Origin of the sequence: Legionella nagasakiensis (assembly GCF_900639915.1) — a bacterium.
In the GTDB taxonomy this organism is placed as follows: Bacteria; Pseudomonadota; Gammaproteobacteria; order Legionellales; family Legionellaceae; genus Legionella_A; species Legionella_A nagasakiensis.
In genome coordinates this window covers 1-16806 of the sequence record NZ_CAAAID010000021.1, presented here as the reverse complement: position 1 = coordinate 16806, position 16806 = coordinate 1, and the positions used below count along the sequence as shown (strand labels likewise).

Here is a 16806-nt window from a genome sequence, read left to right as displayed (position 1 = left end):
CAGAATAGTTGAATGAATACCCAGGCTCCTCGCTGCTTCAGAACAGGTATATCCTTGTTCAGTGACCAGACTAATTGCATCCAGTTTAAATTCTTTTGTATATTTTCTTCTCGTAGACATATTGAACTCCAATTAAGCAAATTATCTCTTAACTGGGCTGTCCAAATCAATTAGACCACGTCAGCCCTATTAATTCATGATGAACTCTTCTTACATACGAGGATTTCTTGCGTACGCTCTTACTTTGACAATGACTACAACGGGCTAATCGGTTATAGCTTACATCTAATATTAATGGTTGATATCCGCTCACTTTTACTATGGAAAATCCAGGTAAATTTAGGATAAGATTGTACTTCGGCACTTTAATCTCCTTTTGATCGCTAAATCAAGGACTTAGTTTATACTAACTCGATTAAAGTGCCCCCTTAATTGGTGTAGAGCCTAAAATTGTAATAATCCGACGTTTTTCCTCTAGTTTCGAACTTTTGAATAAATCATGTGCTTTAGATGCCAAAGTAAATATTGTGGCAAGCGTTTTATTAAAACTGTCATCAGCCTCAGATAGTCGCTGAAGCCTAATATCCATATTGTGTCTTTCCGATTGGAGTTCAATAATCATCTCGTCATAATCTTCCCTGGAAATGGCTGAGTCTAAAAATAGCTCTCTTGCACGTTTAATACGGTTTTGAATGGCTTCGGCTTGTTTTAACAATCGGTTGCGCTCTTGGATTTGATGTTCATATTCTTCAGTGGAGCTCTTTTTAAGTTCTTTGTGTAATTCAATTAAAACGGACTCTGGGATTTTCATACCTTCTAAGACATTTTCAATCTGAGACAGAACGGCTTTCTCACTTAAGTGGTAGCAATGAGAGCAATCACCTTTGCTCTTGGTGGGGCTCATATAAACGTATTTTTCTTTTTTAAGATAAGGGCTGTAGCTGCAGGCGCAATGTTGGCACTTTAAGAGCCCTTTGAGAATAAACGGTTTTTCAGTTCGCTTAGATTTTACCTTTCTTTTACCTGATCGTATGCGCTGGCATTCATCAAATAGCTCTTTAGAAATAAGTGTTGGATGGATATGCTTGTACAGTAGGCCGTTGTACTGCATATAGCCGTAGTAAAATGGATTTTGCAGAATCTTTTCGACTTGGCTTTTTGATATTTTGCAGCCTTTTTTGCTTCTTAATCCTTTCTCAGTGAGACGCAAGCGAATCTCATTCATGGAATATAAGCCTGTGGCATACTCTTCAAACAACTTTTTAACCAAATGACCTCGGGCTGGGTCTATTGTTACCTCAACTTTTTCCTTTTTCTTATCAACACGTTTGCTGTTAAGGTAGCCTAATGGTGAGTCACCCAAAATAGTACCTTCTTCTAGCTTTTTGCGGGCACTACGCTTCACGTTATCTGAAATCTTATTACGGTAATCATTAGCAAGTAGCACATCTAGGTTTTTTCTAAACTTTTCAGAGCTATCCATGTCTCGATGCTCAATAAACTCATTCTTAATGTAATGAATTTCAATGCGGTCTTGTTTGATTAAGCGTTGCAACTCAATGTACTGTTCATCAAAATCACGCTGTAGCCTGTCTACGCAATAACACAGCACAATCATTTTATCTTTCTGTGCCTTAACGTAATGAACCATCTTTGAGAATTCTGGCCGACCTACAGCGGTTGAGCTTTCCACAACTCGAAATTGCTCTACGACAGTAAAATTTTTATCAATTGCATACTTAAAGCAGCTTTGAATTTGTGCGTCTAATGAATGGCCATCCTCTTGATCTTTAGACGATACTCTTGCAAATATTACAGCTTTCATAATTCATTACCTTTTTAATAGTCTGCCAAATTATTCCAACTCAAACGCTTTTAGAATGCCCGCACGCTCATGCTCAGGACTTGCCCCGTAGGCCGATATAATAACACCTTGGTCTTTTTCCTGTCCGAGATTTTGCGCTAAATTGGATATTAGCAAGGGAGATTTTTCACTCTGCATCATTTTTCTAGTGATCGCATGGCGAAATGTATGCGGTTTATGATAAGGCAGTTCATTTGCATGAAAAGCTCTCTTAAATATTGACCTGATAACTGGTTGTGAGCGAATAAATTCTTTTTCTAAAATCAAGCAGGGTAACCCTTCACTTGTGAAACTCGAGACCATTCTAGGAAAGAGAGGGCACTTATCGGTAAAACCTTGTTCTTTTAGAAAATCAACAAAATCAAGAACGTTATTATATAAATCTGATACATTACCAATAAAGTAAGCTGTGATATTTTTAGCAAATTTGGTAGCAACCAGATTTGGATTTTGTACAAATGCTCAGGCATCAAAACTTTTAAAATATTTGATGGAACCAAGACGTGCTGTTTGTAATGCGCTGATCCTTGGTGCAGTTAGCAACATCAGGCTGATCATTGCCTTATTTCTCATTTCTATGGGGGTTCTGGCTGGCATATTGCGTATAGTGGTGATGATTTCTTCAATGGTATAACTCTCTTGAAAATTGGTTGCCCGTGCTTTGTTACGGTTATTGCGAGTCAAAGTAAAATATTGCGCATCATCATATTGGATATGCCTGTCATAACCTTTTTGGCGACTTAACCTCTCAAAAAACTCCCGAACTTGCGAGGTACAGTGCTGCAAGTAAGACATTGAAATCGCCTCGCCGGTACGTTTATTCTTTTTATTGGACAAATACTCTTTAAATCCCACAGCAAGCTTGGTGCTAAATTTCTTGAAGTCGATAAATTTTGTATAAACTTCAAACTCGTGAACTGCCTTCACATAGCTATCGACTGTTTTGGGATCACGCCCCTTAGCATTTTCTAACATCTCAAAAAATTTGGATTTTATTAACTCGTTTGAGGCGTTGTATTGTATTTTTTTCACCAGTATTCTCCTTAAATTTAATATCCATTGAAGAAAGACGCTAAGATGTGTCCGGCTCTGTTTTAGATGGCTCATTTAGAGCATCATTTTGAGAGCTATTTAAGTGAGTCTTGCAGGCGCTAGATAACGGATTACATATTGTCGTTACCTCTGCCTCTTGGATAATGAAGGTTTGCTCTAACTGAAGGTGTTCATTTTGCTTATAAAACCGCCTTATTGTTGTTTTACAAAACTGACAAGCCCCAACCGCTTGAAAGCTGCCGTTTTTATTCCTATATAGCGAAATCGTATTATCAAGAGGACAAACTATTTCCTGACATCTCAGGCATTTGAATTGATTGAAAGCAAGCTGTTGTTTGCGCGTTGCATTTCTGTTTTCCAGAAATTCTTTTATGACTTGGCCATAAATAACAATGGGCTTTTTGGTGATGGCTTCCAGTTCGCCAGATTTCACCCACCCCCTTACCGTTTGTGGATGCAATTTTTTATCTGTGAACAAAGCGCAGATTTGCTCTATTGTGTAGGAGCGGTATTGTTTAATCAGTCGAGGATTGTAGTATTTGAACATGATGATTTACCTTCTTCATTACATTTTTTAATTTGCAAAAAATAGCTTCTTCAATTGCTTGGCTGGTCTTTTTATTGATGGGGTGGCACAGCGTGTGTTTGCCTTTACTTGGATAGGTTAAGCGGAAACCGCCCCCGACTAATTTACGGTGAATGGCAACGCTAGAAATATAAAAGCTGTCCTCAATAACGAAGCTTGCAAATGCGATTAACCCGTTTTGAGGCTTGATAAATTCAATCTGTACTTCTGATATTTTCATTGTTTGGCTCATTACATTGGTCGGTCTGAGCCATTCTTGATTCAACCTCTTCTAAAATCTTAAAGAAACTCATCAGATTACCTGCAGCAGACTTAGCTTCTTCTGCTGAGATATCCTCATAAAGCTCTTTAATTGAATCGATTAACGTTGACATGGCTCATACAAGTTTTAACGGTATAAGGCCAAGATAATGGGTTTTTTGATAAAAATATAATCAACTTCTAGAGATGATCGATCACCTCTAGAGATGATCAATTTCTTTAGCGAGGTAGTTGATGAATAAAGGTGTCTTTAATGGTTTCCACCGCATCAGTTAGGCTCCATTCTTCTCTTTCTGTAGTTTTCCCTTGTCGTTCTAAGGTGCGAGAATGGTTGTTTTTCAACCTAGGTGCAAGCAGCGGTTCAATATCATCCAGAAATGTTGCATCTTGTAATTTTAGATTTAAATTATTCATGAATAGTTTCATTGTTATTGCTTTATTGCTGCGTGCCATATATTCAGAGAAAACATCAACTGTTTTTGTAACATCAAATTCTTTTTCCTTGATGGCCAACCACAAATCGAATGCATCACGTCCTTTCTTGCGCTCATATAAAGCACGCAATTTAGTCGCAAGGAGTTCTTCAAACTGAAAAGTATTCACTTTTGCTTCTTGAGACAACCAAGGTGACTGAACAGAAAACGGTACTTTGAGGCGATCTAAAACAGCGAAACTTTCGTGAATATTGATTTCAATTTTAATTTTCTGCTTGATGGACGCAGAACCCTCTGGAGAAAAATAAAAGAGGAGTTTAAAGCTCTGGCCAGTTTGTCGCGTTTTGGGTTGTCCCAACCATGGTTCTAGGCAATCACGTAATACATCAATGATTTCTTTAATCCCTCCTTTTGTCGTCCTGACTAAATCAATGTCCTCACTGTAACGTGCTGCTGGCGAGAAAAATAATTTATGTAATGCTGTACCACCGCGAAACGCAAGCTGCTCGGATAAAAACGGATTAGAAAAAATCTCAACAATTGCTCGTGATAAAATTAAATCCTGTTCTACTTGCATATCATCAGGCCAAGGCGCAATTTGCCGCCACTGTGTAATATAGGCCATAGGAATCATTCATCAATCTCCAAATGTGTATTTACAATCACATGCCATTTCTTATTTCGCTCAATAGGCTCATAAGGCCCATGGGGTGATAATCGTACCCAATGCAAGGTTTTGCCATCAAGCTTACTTAGCAACGCCTGAGTAAGCGTTTCACCCCCCAAATAATCAAGTAACCACCCTAATCGTTGTAGACCGAATGATTTCATATGATATTGTGTCAAATCGGCTAATTTTTCCTTATCTAAGGATTCAATCAACTCAGAAAGAACAGTTGCTGCGTTATTTATTCCCGCAGCATGTTCAGGGCTGCTGACAAGATCAAATGCCAACAACTCTGGGCTTGCAACCCGTATGGTTCCTGCTAACGTATTAAATTGCCGTGTGATTTGAGTATCGATTTGTTTTTTAGCAATAAACTCAATATGTATTCGACCACAATGAATGGGGGGGCGGTTTTTGAGGGTTACAACCTGGAATCGTTGAGGCTTTTGATGTGCAGCACCATAATATTGAGCGGCACTCAAGAAGCCAACATAATAGGGTAATCTCCAATAGCGCATTAAATCTGAAATAAACATCTCGGCTGGCAAACATTCATAGGCTTGATATTCAGGAGGGACAATCAAGTAAAACCCTCTAGCAGGGCTCACAAGCCATTTATCCTTTTTAAGACGATATAATGCATTAAGACAAGAGATTTTTTTCAATCCAAGCGCATTTTCTGCCTCTGCAATAGTAAAAGAGAAGCGTCCTTGTGCCCGTAATTCATTGATAAAATTAAATGCCTTCATTGAGAATCCCTGTGTTTATACTCTTATAATATATCATATTTCGTTATATTGCAGGAGTAAAAACACAGATTTTTGTTTTTAATCGACTACTTCGAGTTTATTTTTGAAATCCTTATAGGTATTTTTGCACCATCGATAAAATGTAGGGGTGGTCCAATCACGACCCTCGACATCATGGTTTTTATAAGGCTCAAATGAGGCTAATAGTTCGGGGGATTCGTTAATTATTCTATCTGCTACTGTCTGGCATAATTGCAAAGCCGAAGAGTATGTCTTTTTATTTAGTTCTTCTCCGCAAAAAATGTGAACTTGATCTTTTAGCGCTTTATGACGCTGATATGAGTTTTTCCCTCCCTTGCGCTTCTCTTTTGTATAAAAACTGTCTTCAAACACCATATCCTCAAACTCTAAAAGCTTTAAGTCCGTTTCAGATTGTGTAAAGAAGTCATCGGTTTGTTCATCCTCTCTTTTAGTCACATTAATTTCAAATATTTCGCATATCGGATTTTGGATAATCCTGATTTCCTTTAGCTGTTTTGCGGGCTCAACCTTGAAATTCATTATTAGACAGCAGTGTCTTTCATTCCTCACGTTTCGATATTTTTCTAACACATTCTTATATCCCTTAATGAGACTGGTATTGTTTGCATGCTTAATATGAAGGATAAGACGATGCTTGCCCGATATTGTGAATTCAAGGGTCGGCTGCCCATCTTTCTGCTTAAAACTGATGGATATATTACTATTTTGTGAAACAAGCCAAGCCCTGCAAACAGTAAAAAACAACATATATGAGTAATAGCTTCTGACATGTTTATACTCTGAATTGTGCAGAGTCCAGAATGTACGCCACATTTCTTTATTTTCTATGGTATCCCTGAAGTGGTGAATAATCCCGGTTACTGCTAAGGCTAATGATTCAAGATCGTCAGGGCAGTTCTTGGTTTCCTTTGATAATTCAACCTTGATAAATTCTTGGCTGTTTTTTAGCCATTTATAAAGCCCTTCATAATCCTTTTCTAAATCATAATACTGAACCTTATAGGCTTTTAAAGCTGTTAAGGTCTCAACAAAAAATTCCTTGTTCGTTTTTAGCTCATTTAACAAGATTTCTTTTCGATAGGCCTTTGAGGTTTCAAACCAAATATCACCTATGCTCCTGTTTACTATATCGCGTAATCGTTGGTTATAGGCCGCTAGCTCTTCAACGATTGTGTCTACATTATCCGCTACGGGTAAATTTAACAAAATATCGGCGGGAACAAATTTAATCGCTTGTTTTGAATAGGGATTAAAAAGAAGGTTGTAAACGTTATGATTCTTAGTGGTATGACGACGGTTACCTTTCAAGTTAAGCTTGGCCATGATGTCTTGTGTGTATCGGCAAATGTCATCATCAATAATATTTTGAGCCATATCGCTGATTCTATCTCCAGCTATACCGTCTTCTAGCAATGGTAAGAGCAAGAATATTTCGGGATTACCCTCCGCCAAATCAACAATCTCTTTTGCGCTTTGAAGTATTTTGTCATTAAATTCAATACCTGATCCGCGTCCATCTGTATTGCCAGAACTATAGCCAATGCAGGTGTATTGGTATTCAGGAAAGTTCACCATTCTTTTGGCTGCTCGCCAGCATTTATCCCCCACGAAGCTTGATTTCTGCAATAAGAGGAGCAAATGAGCAAAGAAGGTTTTATAGGTGTGATAAGCGTTTCTAATTATTTTGCTTGCACTATCTTTTAATAGAAGAGGCTCAACAAAAACCTTGGTATCAAAATTTAATATTGGGTCGAAAACCCCCCAGTTCATTGAGTTTTGCTTTATCAATATTATAAAGGTCAGAAAAGTGTATGGGTTTTTTAGAGTTCATTACATCCTTTGTTGTTACATCACATAAAAAAATTCAGCTGTTTAGCTCAATTTTATGAAAGCCATCATACCTCAGATTGATTTTTTAACAATATACAACTACGGCCATGAGATCACCCATTTTTTCATAAAAAACATACATGTTGTTTTTAATCTATACTTTTATTGTTTAGATAACTTTAGTATAGGGGACTACATGGAGAGGGTCACTCAATTAAATGAAATTAATCACCGTTCGAAAGAACGTATAAGAAATCTTGGTGAAGTTTTTACACCTGAGCATTATGTTGAAGAAATGCTAAGCCTTCTCACAGATAACTCTGATTTTTATTGGGCTGATGAGGAAATAGCCTTTTTTGAGCCTTGTTGTGGTCACGGTAATATTGTGTTGGCCATATTTGAGAAACGACTAGCAGCCTTTTTGGACAGGGCCGCTGATTCTCAACTTGGAAAAAATGCTGCTTATTATGCGCTTGCAAATGCCATGAACACACTGTGGGCAATTGATATTGACACTGACAATATTTTTGATTGTAGGTCAAGAATAACACGCAGAGCTGTTCACTTTCTTTGTGATAATTTATCTATTGGAATTACCGAATTAAGAAAAAAAAGTAAAGTTTATATGGCCCATTTGCTATGTGCTATTCATTGGCATGTCGCCGAAAATGAATTGTTGTCCGCGCTATCTGGATCAGGTAAGGAAGCTCAACAAAATGTCCAAAAAATAAATTTAAGTGCTCAGTGGCTTAATGAACATAAACATCAAGCGATTAATTTTTCAAAAACCTGGGTCGATCATTTTAGGTGCAGCCAACAAAAAAATGTTACTCCAAGGATCTTTAATCAAGCTATGAAATTTATTGAGCAACCTCAAAGAGGTAGTACGTTGTTTGATTTTGCATGTTCAGCTCTGATTAATAAGAAGATAACTTGTACCCCAAATAAGGAACTTGAGAGAGTCCAATGGAGCCAAATTTAAAATTAAACGCTGCTCATGTGGTTGATACATTAGGGAATGTAATTGGTCGGGATCAACAAATCATGACTATGGAAAAGGCCTGTCGATTGGTTTCATTGGCTGATGAAACAGACTTAAAAGATCCTCGGGTCGCATTTTTTGATCCATTCTGCAAAGCGGGTGAAATTTTATTGGCTTGTGCTCATTTAAGTTGTTTTGCCAAATCTTACGTGGATGTGGAAGCCATTCAAAAGGAACTATATGAGTCAGGCAGATATTTTGGATTGTCTCCAGACGAGCGGCACCATAAATTGAGTTTAAGGACTTTTTTAGGTAACACCCATTCACATGACGAAAAGTTTCAAAAAATGATTAAAAATGGGAATTATCTGTCGGAAATTGATGGTCGTCTAGACAAAATAGCGTTTGTAGAGGAGCTTAATAATATGCTTGATTACATTTCAAATAACTCTAACCCCAGAAAGATTATTGCTGTGGGCAATCCACCATATCAAGAAAAATATAAAAGCAATAGTAGTAATACAGGGGCAAACCTTATTTATCATCATCTACTGAATAGCATAATGGAACATGTAAAAATAGATGAGTTTATTATGGTTATTCCTGCACGATGGTTTGCTGGTGGTAGAGGAAAATCACTGAGAATATTTGCTTCAAAATTAAGGCTGTCAAAACAGCTAAAACAAATATGCGATTTTCAAAACTCAAAAATTATCTTTCCTCAAGTAGATGTAAAAGGGGGTATTTGTTTTGTACATTGGGCTCGTGATTACACAGGAGATACATTATTTATCAGTCAAAATGAACCACCTGTTTACGTTGATTTATCTTCTGATGAAATCATTATGAGATCGCAATTTGCTAGAACCGTTGTTAGTAAAGTCAAAGCAAGGGGTTTAGTTTCAATGTCAAAATATGCCTATCCTTGGAATTTCTTTAATTTAGCAAGTAATTATTTCGATAAACACGGAGAAGATAATGGTTCCAATGTTATTGATTGTTTTACTAAACAAAAAAAAATAAGAAGAATTGACAGAGCCAAAATTAAAAACAATCAATCTGAGATTGATATGTTCAAAGTTGTTGTGCCCAAAGCAGTCGGAAAAGGAGGGGATTCTTACAAAAAAGAACAAGTTTTTATATTAGAAAAAGGCCAAATTTGTACTGAAACTTATATGGTGTTGGGTTCCTTTTCAACGCGCCAAAACGCGGAATTATTGCTGAATTATTTACAAACAGGATTTGTTCGGTTTTTAGTCAGTATTAAAAAAATCACTCAGGACATAACAAAAGATACCTGGTGTCTAGTTCCTTACATGGATGTTACTAAAAAATGGACAGATGAGAGTTTATTTGAATGGTTTCAATTGACCCCTGAAGAACAAGCTCACATCAGGCAGAAAGTGCAGGAGTGGTCATAATGGGAAGACTAGAGTTGTATGTCTATACCATGCCCTCTTATCGTAAAAAAGGTTGGGTTAAGGTAGGTCATTCTCAAATTGGTGGATCTGAATTCAGAATAAAGCGGCAGATTGGAACCAGTAATCCAGAATATCCGGAATGGGTGGTTGTGGGTAAATTACCAGTGAATAAGAGAGATCATCATGTCCATGCCTTACTCCAAAAGCATGGTTTTAAGAAAGTTGAAGATTCACCGGGAAAGGAATGGTTTTGTGCAACATTTGATGATGTGAAAAAAGCTTTTAACGATTTGGTCTATGGGTGTGAAAGACGAGATAACTACAAGCTAAGAGACGAACAAAAGCAAGCTGTTGAAAAAGGGAGGCGTTGGTTTTTAAAGGATTACCCTGTTGAGGTTATTCGAGGTGCCACCCACCCTAAACGATTTTTAATTAATGCAAAAATGCGTTTTGGTAAATGCTTTACCAGTATTCATTTGGCTAAGTCTATGGATGCAAAGCGCGTTTTGATTGTTACCTACAAGCCTGATGTAATTGGTGAATGGATAGATGTAGTCAATAATCATGTGGACTTTGATGGCTGGGAAGGCATTCGAGCAAAATCTAAAGAAAAAGCTTCGGCTGAACCAACTTTAGAAGATCATGATGATATCAAAAATTGTGAAACTCCTATTGTCCTGTGTGTTTCTTTACAAGACTTGGCTATTGATGAAAAGGGGAATACAAAAGAACGTCTTCAAACAATCCCACAAATTAATTGGGATTTAATTATTTTTGATGAGGTGCATTATGGTAGTAGGACGGAGAGAGCTCATTTCATTTTAGAGCAGTTGCAATTTCAGTATCGTTTGGATCTATCGGGTACTCCGTTTAAGCTTATTGAGTATGACGATTTTTGCGCACAACAAGTATTTACATACAGCTACTTAGATGAACAAAAAAACAAGCGCGATGAAGTGCTCAAGAATCCACCAGAAAAAATTTATCGTCTGATGCCAGATCTGAAAATTTCCACAATTGAAATCACAGAAAAAGATATTAATGAGCAAAGGGAGCTTTTTGAAACTGATAATATTGATTTTTCCTTAAATAAATTATTCCAAGTGAGAGAGGGAAAATTTTTATACGAAGATGCTGTTAGTCATTTCATTGATGGTCTCACGAGAGATGATCATCAGGCTAGATCTATCAGTGTATTTGGAAAATTAGGGCAACATCTGCAATGCCCTCCTAGACGTCACGCTGTGTGGTGGTTGAGCCGAGTGGAATCTGCCAAGGTGCTAATCAAAAAATTACAAGCACATCCCTATTTCTCTAAATTTGCCATTATCAATGCTTCTGGATCCGATACTAAAAAGGAAGAAGATGATGCGCTTATTGCGAGAGAAAAGTCGAAGGTTGAAGATGCTATCAAAAAAGTAGAATCAGATCCCTCTAAGTTAGGAACGATTACCCTGACTTGTGGTCGCTTTTTAACAGGGGTTACCATTAAGGAATGGGATAGTATTTTGATTTTAAATGATACATCTTCTGCGGAGTCATATTTTCAGGCTATTTTTAGAGTGCAATCAAGATGGGTTCATGAGGAATCCGGACAAAATCTAAAGCCAGTTGCGTGGGTATTTGATTTTGCTATTACTCGATGTCTTGAATTAACATATGCAGCTGCAAATAATATCGCTGATCAGCTTGATCAACATGCCAGCTATGAAGGACAAGGCTCTATTCAAGAAAATAATTTGGATATAGTAACAGAAGACCTATGTAAGACCTTGGATATTCAACGTTTTTATGAAGGAAGTTTAGTTAGCATTCCCACGACTGCAGAAGATATTTTTAAAGTCTTAAATCATGAAGGCTCTAAGATTGCCCTAGCAAAAAGGATTACATCTGACTTACTTGTTAATTTTGCTAATCTTAAATTTATTGATGAGCGATTGCGTGATATTTTGGCCAAAATAAAAGGTTACAGAACACAGAACGTATCGGGCTTCGACATGAATAAATTAGTACAAATTGGAAGAGATGCGGAAAAATTGAAGGATATTAGGAGTGATCCTAATCTAGCTATCGAAGAAAAAGAGAAGCATCTGGAAAATTTTTATGAAAAGGATAAAGACAAAGAGCGTAAAACATACAAACAGTGGTATGCCACCCAAATTAAACGGTTAGCCATTTGTATGGCAGACTTTATTTATATGACTTATGAGCGTGAAATGCGTATTGAGGATGTTATAGAAACAAAGTCCTCGCATTTTTTTGAGATCATGACGGGTATATCAAAATCCGATTTTTCAGAACTGTGTAAAAAAGGATTTATTCAAAAGTCACCTTTAAATAGAATAGTTAGAGAGTTTCGTGATCAAGAAACAACCTCTTTAAACCCAGAGGAATATATTTTTAAAAATATTTCGATTTGGAAGTCCATGCATTGAGACTGAGTCACTGCAACGGAGACCACCTACAATTTCAATAAGATGTATAGATAAGAACTCCTTGCTTCAACATGCCTTTTTCATGTTATCAGCTGAAATTGATGAATAACACCGACCAAAATTTACCACTTCCTCCCGCCTCTGAGTTCGTAATATACTTACCACGGGGACGTTGAATGAGTTTCATCTTTCGATGAAAGCCTTCTGTAATGCCGTTGTTTTTAGTAAACCGCCACATTCTAATTTTCAAAATTTCTGAATCCATAAGCTCTTCTCTGAATCAATTTCATCTTTCGGTGAAACCCCTCAGTTATTCCGTTATTTTTTGTAAAACGGAGCATTCTAACGACTTCTTCTCTCCATTTAAATAAGGTATTTCCTAATGTTCTAAGGTGTTGAAAAGCACTTTGTTTTAGCTCTTTAACCATTTCTAAGAAGCGTGGTAACAGGCGCTTACACTCTTTAGCTGTACAATGTTTTTTGGTTAATAGTTGATGTAATTCTTGTTTGAAATCATAAATTGCAGCAATTGCTGGTTGTCGCTCTAAATAACGGTTACGTTTATTTAGGCGCAACGGCGTTAGATGGCTTAAACTTCTAAGCCAGGCTGAACCTTTTTCACCATGGGTATTGATAATTCGCTCTTTGAAGTCATTTGGAAAATTTATATCATTTGACTTTTCACCAGTCATATCATCTTCCATTAGCCATAAAGCCTCTAAATAAATCGCTAAGTTTTCCTTGTTGCCATGACATGATTTTTTCTTTACCACACGCAAGCATCAACCGATAATGGGCTAAGATTCCGTAAACAAACCATAGATCTTGTGCTGTCGAAAAAGCAGCTGATAAATTTCCTTTAGACTCAAAATGCAAGTAGCGGGAAAGACCAGCGCTTTTTATCTTTATATAGGCGTCATCCTCTTCTTTCAATGCATGATGTTTTTTAATTATGTGCAAAAAATTAAGCAGCGAAAAAAATGGATGGGAAATAACCAGTTCACCCAAATCAATGATAGTGATTGTCTTTGAGGTGTCATCAATAAGCATATTATTGTCATTGCAGTCAGGCTGGACAATGGTTTGCATTATTGAATATGAAGATAATTGCTCACATAAAGTGGAAATCTTTGGAATCACAGTCCCCACTTCATCGATTTCTATTTCTGACAAACCATCATCCTTTAACAACTTCTTGTCTGAAATTACCTCTCTATACAAGTCAGGAAAATTTTCCAGTCGCCAATCTGGCACGCCAACCTCTAGAAGAGCATCAACGCGCTCTGAAACTGCTAGCTGAAGTGATGTAAATTGGTCAATAGCGCTACAAACCAGTTCTTTATCGAATTTCTTCTTTAGAATTACTCTTAATGAAAGGCCGGCATCTTTCATTAAAAAACAATTCAATTCGGTGTTTGAAGCTATTATTCTTGGTGTAGAGGCATCAAATTGTTCATGTAAAACTTGAGATATTCTGGCTTCCAGGGCAATTGCCGGTGGCGTTTGCTTTAGATAAACATAACCCTCAGATGTTTTAAAACGGACGACATAAGACCAATGGGTGTGTTGCACCTTTTCTGGTAAATCGGTTTTTAGCGTATACCCAAGAGAGGTCAGAAGTCTGCTGGCCCATTGAATAGCCTCTATATTTATATTATTAGCCTTTTCATTGGTCATAATGTATCTTCCACCACAGTACCTTGATGATATGCAATCTTCCAGGAATCATTTTCAAGCCGCCATATCGTTGAACGCCTTGTGATTCTCGTTCCCTGTATAAGGGTGTAAGTTAGCAAGTAGTTATGATCAGCGATTTTCTGGCAACAAAAATCTGTTGCTCCCCACTGCTCAGTTTCCCATTCATCAATAGGCCCAAACCCAATTTATTGTAATCATTCCATGAATAGAATGCTTTAGTTTGTAATATAAACCTGTTGCTGGCTTTTTGAGTTTGTTTGCTTCTACATAAGGTATTGAGATCTCTATCCAGATTGCTTGAAAAGGGCAACAAATCCTCTCTCCGGTAAACGAAGCCAGCTTTCATGTGGAAATTATTATTCAGCCGCTTACTTTCATCTTTAACCATCTTCACCAGACGTACAATATGTCCTTATGATAATTGCGGCACAGCTTGTGCCGCAATTGGTAATATAGGGTCGCATGGCAAGTTGCTTTATCAGTTAGATTCAGCATATGCAGTAACTTTTTTACCCTCAAATGCGGGTATAATTGATTTTACCCGCATTTGAGGGTATAGTTAATATTATTGGCGATTGCAGGTAAAAAGAGGAAGTCGATGATCATCAGCTCAGCAAAAGATTTAGCATTGTATTTGAATGACAAGCGTAAGCAACTCAAAATGAGTCAATCTGAAGTTGCCGATTTAGTCGGTTTAAAACAGGATACCATATCAAAGTTTGAAAATAGCCCTGATAATAGCCGAATTGATACTTTATTTAGAATATTGTCTGCCCTTAATTTAAATATGAGTCTTGTTGAAAAAGAGCAAGCTGCTCATGAAGAGATAGAATGGTAATGCGTAAATTATACATATTGATGAACCATGAGCTCGTTGGGGAGCTTACCCAGGATAATGCAGGAGGTTTGAGTTTTTCCTACGTTGCGGACTGGCTTTCCAAGCCGCATTCACGGCCGGTTTCTTTATCGCTACCATTAATGACGCAAAAGTTCTCAGGTGAAGTTGTTTATAACTTTTTTGATAACTTACTCCCTGATAATCCGCAGATAAGAGCCAGAATTCAAGCTCGTTTTCAGGCAAGTTCATCACGACCGTTTGATTTATTAGCTTTAATTGGTAGTGATTGTGTTGGTGCAATACAAATCGTTGAAGAAATTCCCGAGAGACAAGAAAAAAAAATTGAGTGTAAAATTGTTAGTGAGGCCGAGATAGCTCATACTTTACGTTCCTATCAGATCTCGCCACTGGGAATGGATAAAGAAGATGATGAATTTAGAATATCGATAGCAGGCGCTCAGGAAAAAACCGCTTTTCTATATTATCAAAACGAATGGCATAAACCATTTGGACCGACACCAACAACTCACATATTCAAATTACCTATTGGGTATTTATCTCATCAAGGGATTGATTTAAGTGAGAGTTGTGAAAATGAACATCTCTGTTTACTACTGGCGAGCAAATTTGGTTTAGATGTTGCGAAATCTAAAATCTTACAATTCGAAGATGTAAAAGTATTGATTGTCGAAAGATTTGATAGAAAATGGAGTCGAGATAATCGGTATATTCTCAGATTGCCGCAGGAAGATCTTTGCCAATCATTGGGATACTCACCAAATTTAAAATATCAGTCTGATGGTGGGCCGGGTATTAAAGAAATTATGCAGCTACTTAATGGCTCACAGCAGCCTCAAAAAGATAGAGATGAATTTTTCAGGGCACAGGTTGTTTACTGGTGCCTTGGTGCTATTGATGCGCATGCCAAAAATTTCAGTATAAGCATACAAGCGCAAGGTGGTTACCAGCTAACCCCATTATATGACATCATTTCAGCCTATCCTTTAGTCGAACAAAAACAGTTACAGTTTAAGAAATTGAAAATGGCAATGGCATTATATGGTAAAAATAGCCATTATAAGATTGACGGTATTCAAAAAAGACACTTTATTGAAACGGCAAAAACCATTCAATATTCAAAAATTAAAGCTGCTAAGATTTTTGAAGAGGTTATGGATCGTATTGATTCTGCTATTGATGAGGTCTCAACAGAGTTACCAAACCACTTCCCAGAAAGGATTGCAGATCCAATCTTCAAAGGGATGAAAGCTTTTAAGGCACGAATGACGCACACTTCATGATTCATTTTTTTCATATGCTGCGCTTTGTTTTGATTGGATTTCTAACAGGGTTGCCGAGGGTTTAACCCCCATACACTTTAAGAAATAATCAGTAATTTGCTGCATAGGTTTTCTTAATCGCTCCACATCGGTCACAATATAACCTGCGGTGATATCCCCAGTCATTTTATGATTCATATTGTCGATACCTCTGCCTCTTGGATAATGAAGGTTTCCTCTAAAAGAAGACGCTCATTTTGCTTATAGAAACGCCTAGGCGAAAGGATCATTTGAATTTTGGATTTTGTTATTTATTTTTTGTAGATTATTAGATTGAGTATGGATTAAGCCATTGTCCCGCCCAAAGAAGCCATTTAGCCGACTGGATTCTTGCCAATATTTATTGAGCAGCCAGGTTAATTACACCCTAACGAACTATTCTGCCCATGTGACGTGGTCAAACAAATTGCGACACACCAGTTAAGCAACCATTTTTAACAACCCTCTTTCCTTTTCAAATTGATTAGGGCTTTTATAACCAATCGTTGAATGAAGCCGAAAATCATTATAAAAAACCGTGATGTAATTTAGTACATCTCGATGTGCTTCAGAACGCGTCTGATAATGTTTCCATTGCACTCGTTCTTGCTTCAAGCTGCCAAAAAA

At 37.2% G+C, this 16806-nt stretch carries 18 protein-coding genes and 2 pseudogenes; 5 read left to right on the top strand and 15 right to left on the bottom strand.

The window, feature by feature from the left end; translation table 11 throughout:
* The 11 genes and pseudogenes from E1O52_RS12675 to E1O52_RS12625 all read right to left on the bottom strand — a co-directional run.
* Positions 1-120, bottom strand: a 120-nt coding sequence (locus E1O52_RS12675) for a transposase (protein ID WP_165474677.1), incomplete at its 3' end; no start/stop codon positions are given.
* A 64-nt stretch (positions 121-184) separates the two neighbouring features.
* A pseudogene (locus E1O52_RS13515) lies at positions 185-364 on the bottom strand (ISL3 family transposase); the annotation flags it as partial.
* A 51-nt stretch (positions 365-415) separates the two neighbouring features.
* Positions 416-1825: a recombinase family protein gene (locus E1O52_RS12665; protein WP_133129013.1), complete on the bottom strand. Its 1410-nt coding sequence runs from the start codon at positions 1823-1825 to the stop codon at positions 416-418.
* 30 nt (positions 1826-1855) lie between these two features.
* Entirely contained in the window at positions 1856-2131 is a 276-nt protein-coding gene (locus tag E1O52_RS12660) for a site-specific integrase (RefSeq protein WP_133129012.1), read from the bottom strand.
* Positions 2132-2326: 195 nt separating this feature from the next.
* Positions 2327-2896 (bottom strand): phage integrase SAM-like domain-containing protein, encoded by a 570-nt coding sequence (locus E1O52_RS12655; RefSeq protein WP_133129011.1) that lies wholly within the window; start codon positions 2894-2896, stop codon positions 2327-2329.
* Positions 2897-2936: 40 nt separating this feature from the next.
* Positions 2937-3464: a helix-turn-helix domain-containing protein gene (locus E1O52_RS12650; protein WP_133129010.1), complete on the bottom strand. Its 528-nt coding sequence runs from the start codon at positions 3462-3464 to the stop codon at positions 2937-2939.
* A complete protein-coding gene (locus tag E1O52_RS12645) occupies positions 3433-3723 on the bottom strand; it encodes a septation protein SpoVG family protein (RefSeq protein WP_165474829.1) in 291 nt (96 codons plus the stop codon). Before E1O52_RS12645 ends, E1O52_RS12650 begins: the two co-directional genes overlap by 32 nt.
* On the bottom strand, positions 3698-3877 hold the full coding sequence (locus tag E1O52_RS12640) for a hypothetical protein (RefSeq protein WP_133129008.1): 180 nt from the start codon (positions 3875-3877) through the stop codon (positions 3698-3700). Before E1O52_RS12640 ends, E1O52_RS12645 begins: the two co-directional genes overlap by 26 nt.
* 106 nt (positions 3878-3983) lie before the next feature.
* A complete protein-coding gene (locus tag E1O52_RS12635; protein ID WP_133129007.1) occupies positions 3984-4832 on the bottom strand; it encodes a nucleotidyl transferase AbiEii/AbiGii toxin family protein in 849 nt (282 codons plus the stop codon).
* Positions 4829-5614 (bottom strand): type IV toxin-antitoxin system AbiEi family antitoxin domain-containing protein, encoded by a 786-nt coding sequence (locus tag E1O52_RS12630; RefSeq protein ID WP_133129006.1) that lies wholly within the window; start codon positions 5612-5614, stop codon positions 4829-4831. The genes E1O52_RS12635 and E1O52_RS12630 overlap by 4 nt, the downstream gene beginning before the upstream one ends.
* Before the next feature lie 78 nt (positions 5615-5692).
* Positions 5693-7426, bottom strand: coding sequence for a hypothetical protein (locus E1O52_RS12625; RefSeq protein ID WP_133129005.1), 1734 nt, complete (start codon positions 7424-7426; stop codon positions 5693-5695).
* A 115-nt stretch (positions 7427-7541) separates the two neighbouring features.
* Between E1O52_RS12625 and E1O52_RS12620 the strand changes: the two genes are divergently transcribed.
* The 3 genes from E1O52_RS12620 to E1O52_RS12610 are packed head-to-tail and all read left to right on the top strand — an operon-like array spanning position 7542 to position 12324.
* Positions 7542-8468, top strand: a complete 927-nt coding sequence (locus E1O52_RS12620; protein WP_133129004.1) for a hypothetical protein — start codon at positions 7542-7544, stop codon at positions 8466-8468.
* Positions 8453-9889, top strand: coding sequence for an Eco57I restriction-modification methylase domain-containing protein (locus E1O52_RS12615; protein WP_133129003.1), 1437 nt, complete (start codon positions 8453-8455; stop codon positions 9887-9889). The genes E1O52_RS12620 and E1O52_RS12615 overlap by 16 nt, the downstream gene beginning before the upstream one ends.
* Positions 9889-12324 carry a DEAD/DEAH box helicase family protein gene (locus tag E1O52_RS12610; protein WP_133129002.1) on the top strand — a complete coding sequence of 812 codons (2436 nt, stop codon included), beginning with the start codon at positions 9889-9891 and terminating at the stop codon, positions 12322-12324. Before E1O52_RS12615 ends, E1O52_RS12610 begins: the two co-directional genes overlap by 1 nt.
* Positions 12325-12563: 239 nt before the next feature.
* Here the strand turns inward: E1O52_RS12610 and E1O52_RS12605 are convergent, their stop codons facing one another.
* Entirely contained in the window at positions 12564-13016 is a 453-nt protein-coding gene (locus tag E1O52_RS12605; protein ID WP_423202739.1) for a transposase, read from the bottom strand.
* Position 13017: 1 nt separating this feature from the next.
* Entirely contained in the window at positions 13018-14001 is a 984-nt protein-coding gene (locus tag E1O52_RS12600) for a phosphotransferase (RefSeq protein ID WP_133129001.1), read from the bottom strand.
* Positions 14002-14620: 619 nt separating this feature from the next.
* Here E1O52_RS12600 and E1O52_RS12590 point away from each other — a divergent pair.
* Positions 14621-14860, top strand: a complete 240-nt coding sequence (locus tag E1O52_RS12590) for a helix-turn-helix domain-containing protein (RefSeq protein ID WP_058503011.1) — start codon at positions 14621-14623, stop codon at positions 14858-14860.
* A complete protein-coding gene (locus E1O52_RS12585) occupies positions 14854-16161 on the top strand; it encodes a type II toxin-antitoxin system HipA family toxin (protein WP_133129000.1) in 1308 nt (435 codons plus the stop codon). The genes E1O52_RS12590 and E1O52_RS12585 overlap by 7 nt, the downstream gene beginning before the upstream one ends.
* Here E1O52_RS12585 and E1O52_RS12580 read toward each other — a convergent pair.
* Positions 16156-16338, bottom strand: a pseudogene (locus tag E1O52_RS12580) (integrase); the annotation flags it as partial. The gene E1O52_RS12585 and the pseudogene E1O52_RS12580 overlap by 6 nt on opposite strands.
* Positions 16339-16620: 282 nt before the next feature.
* Positions 16621-16806, bottom strand: a 186-nt coding sequence (locus tag E1O52_RS12575) for an IS3 family transposase (RefSeq protein WP_165474738.1), incomplete at its 5' end; no start/stop codon positions are given.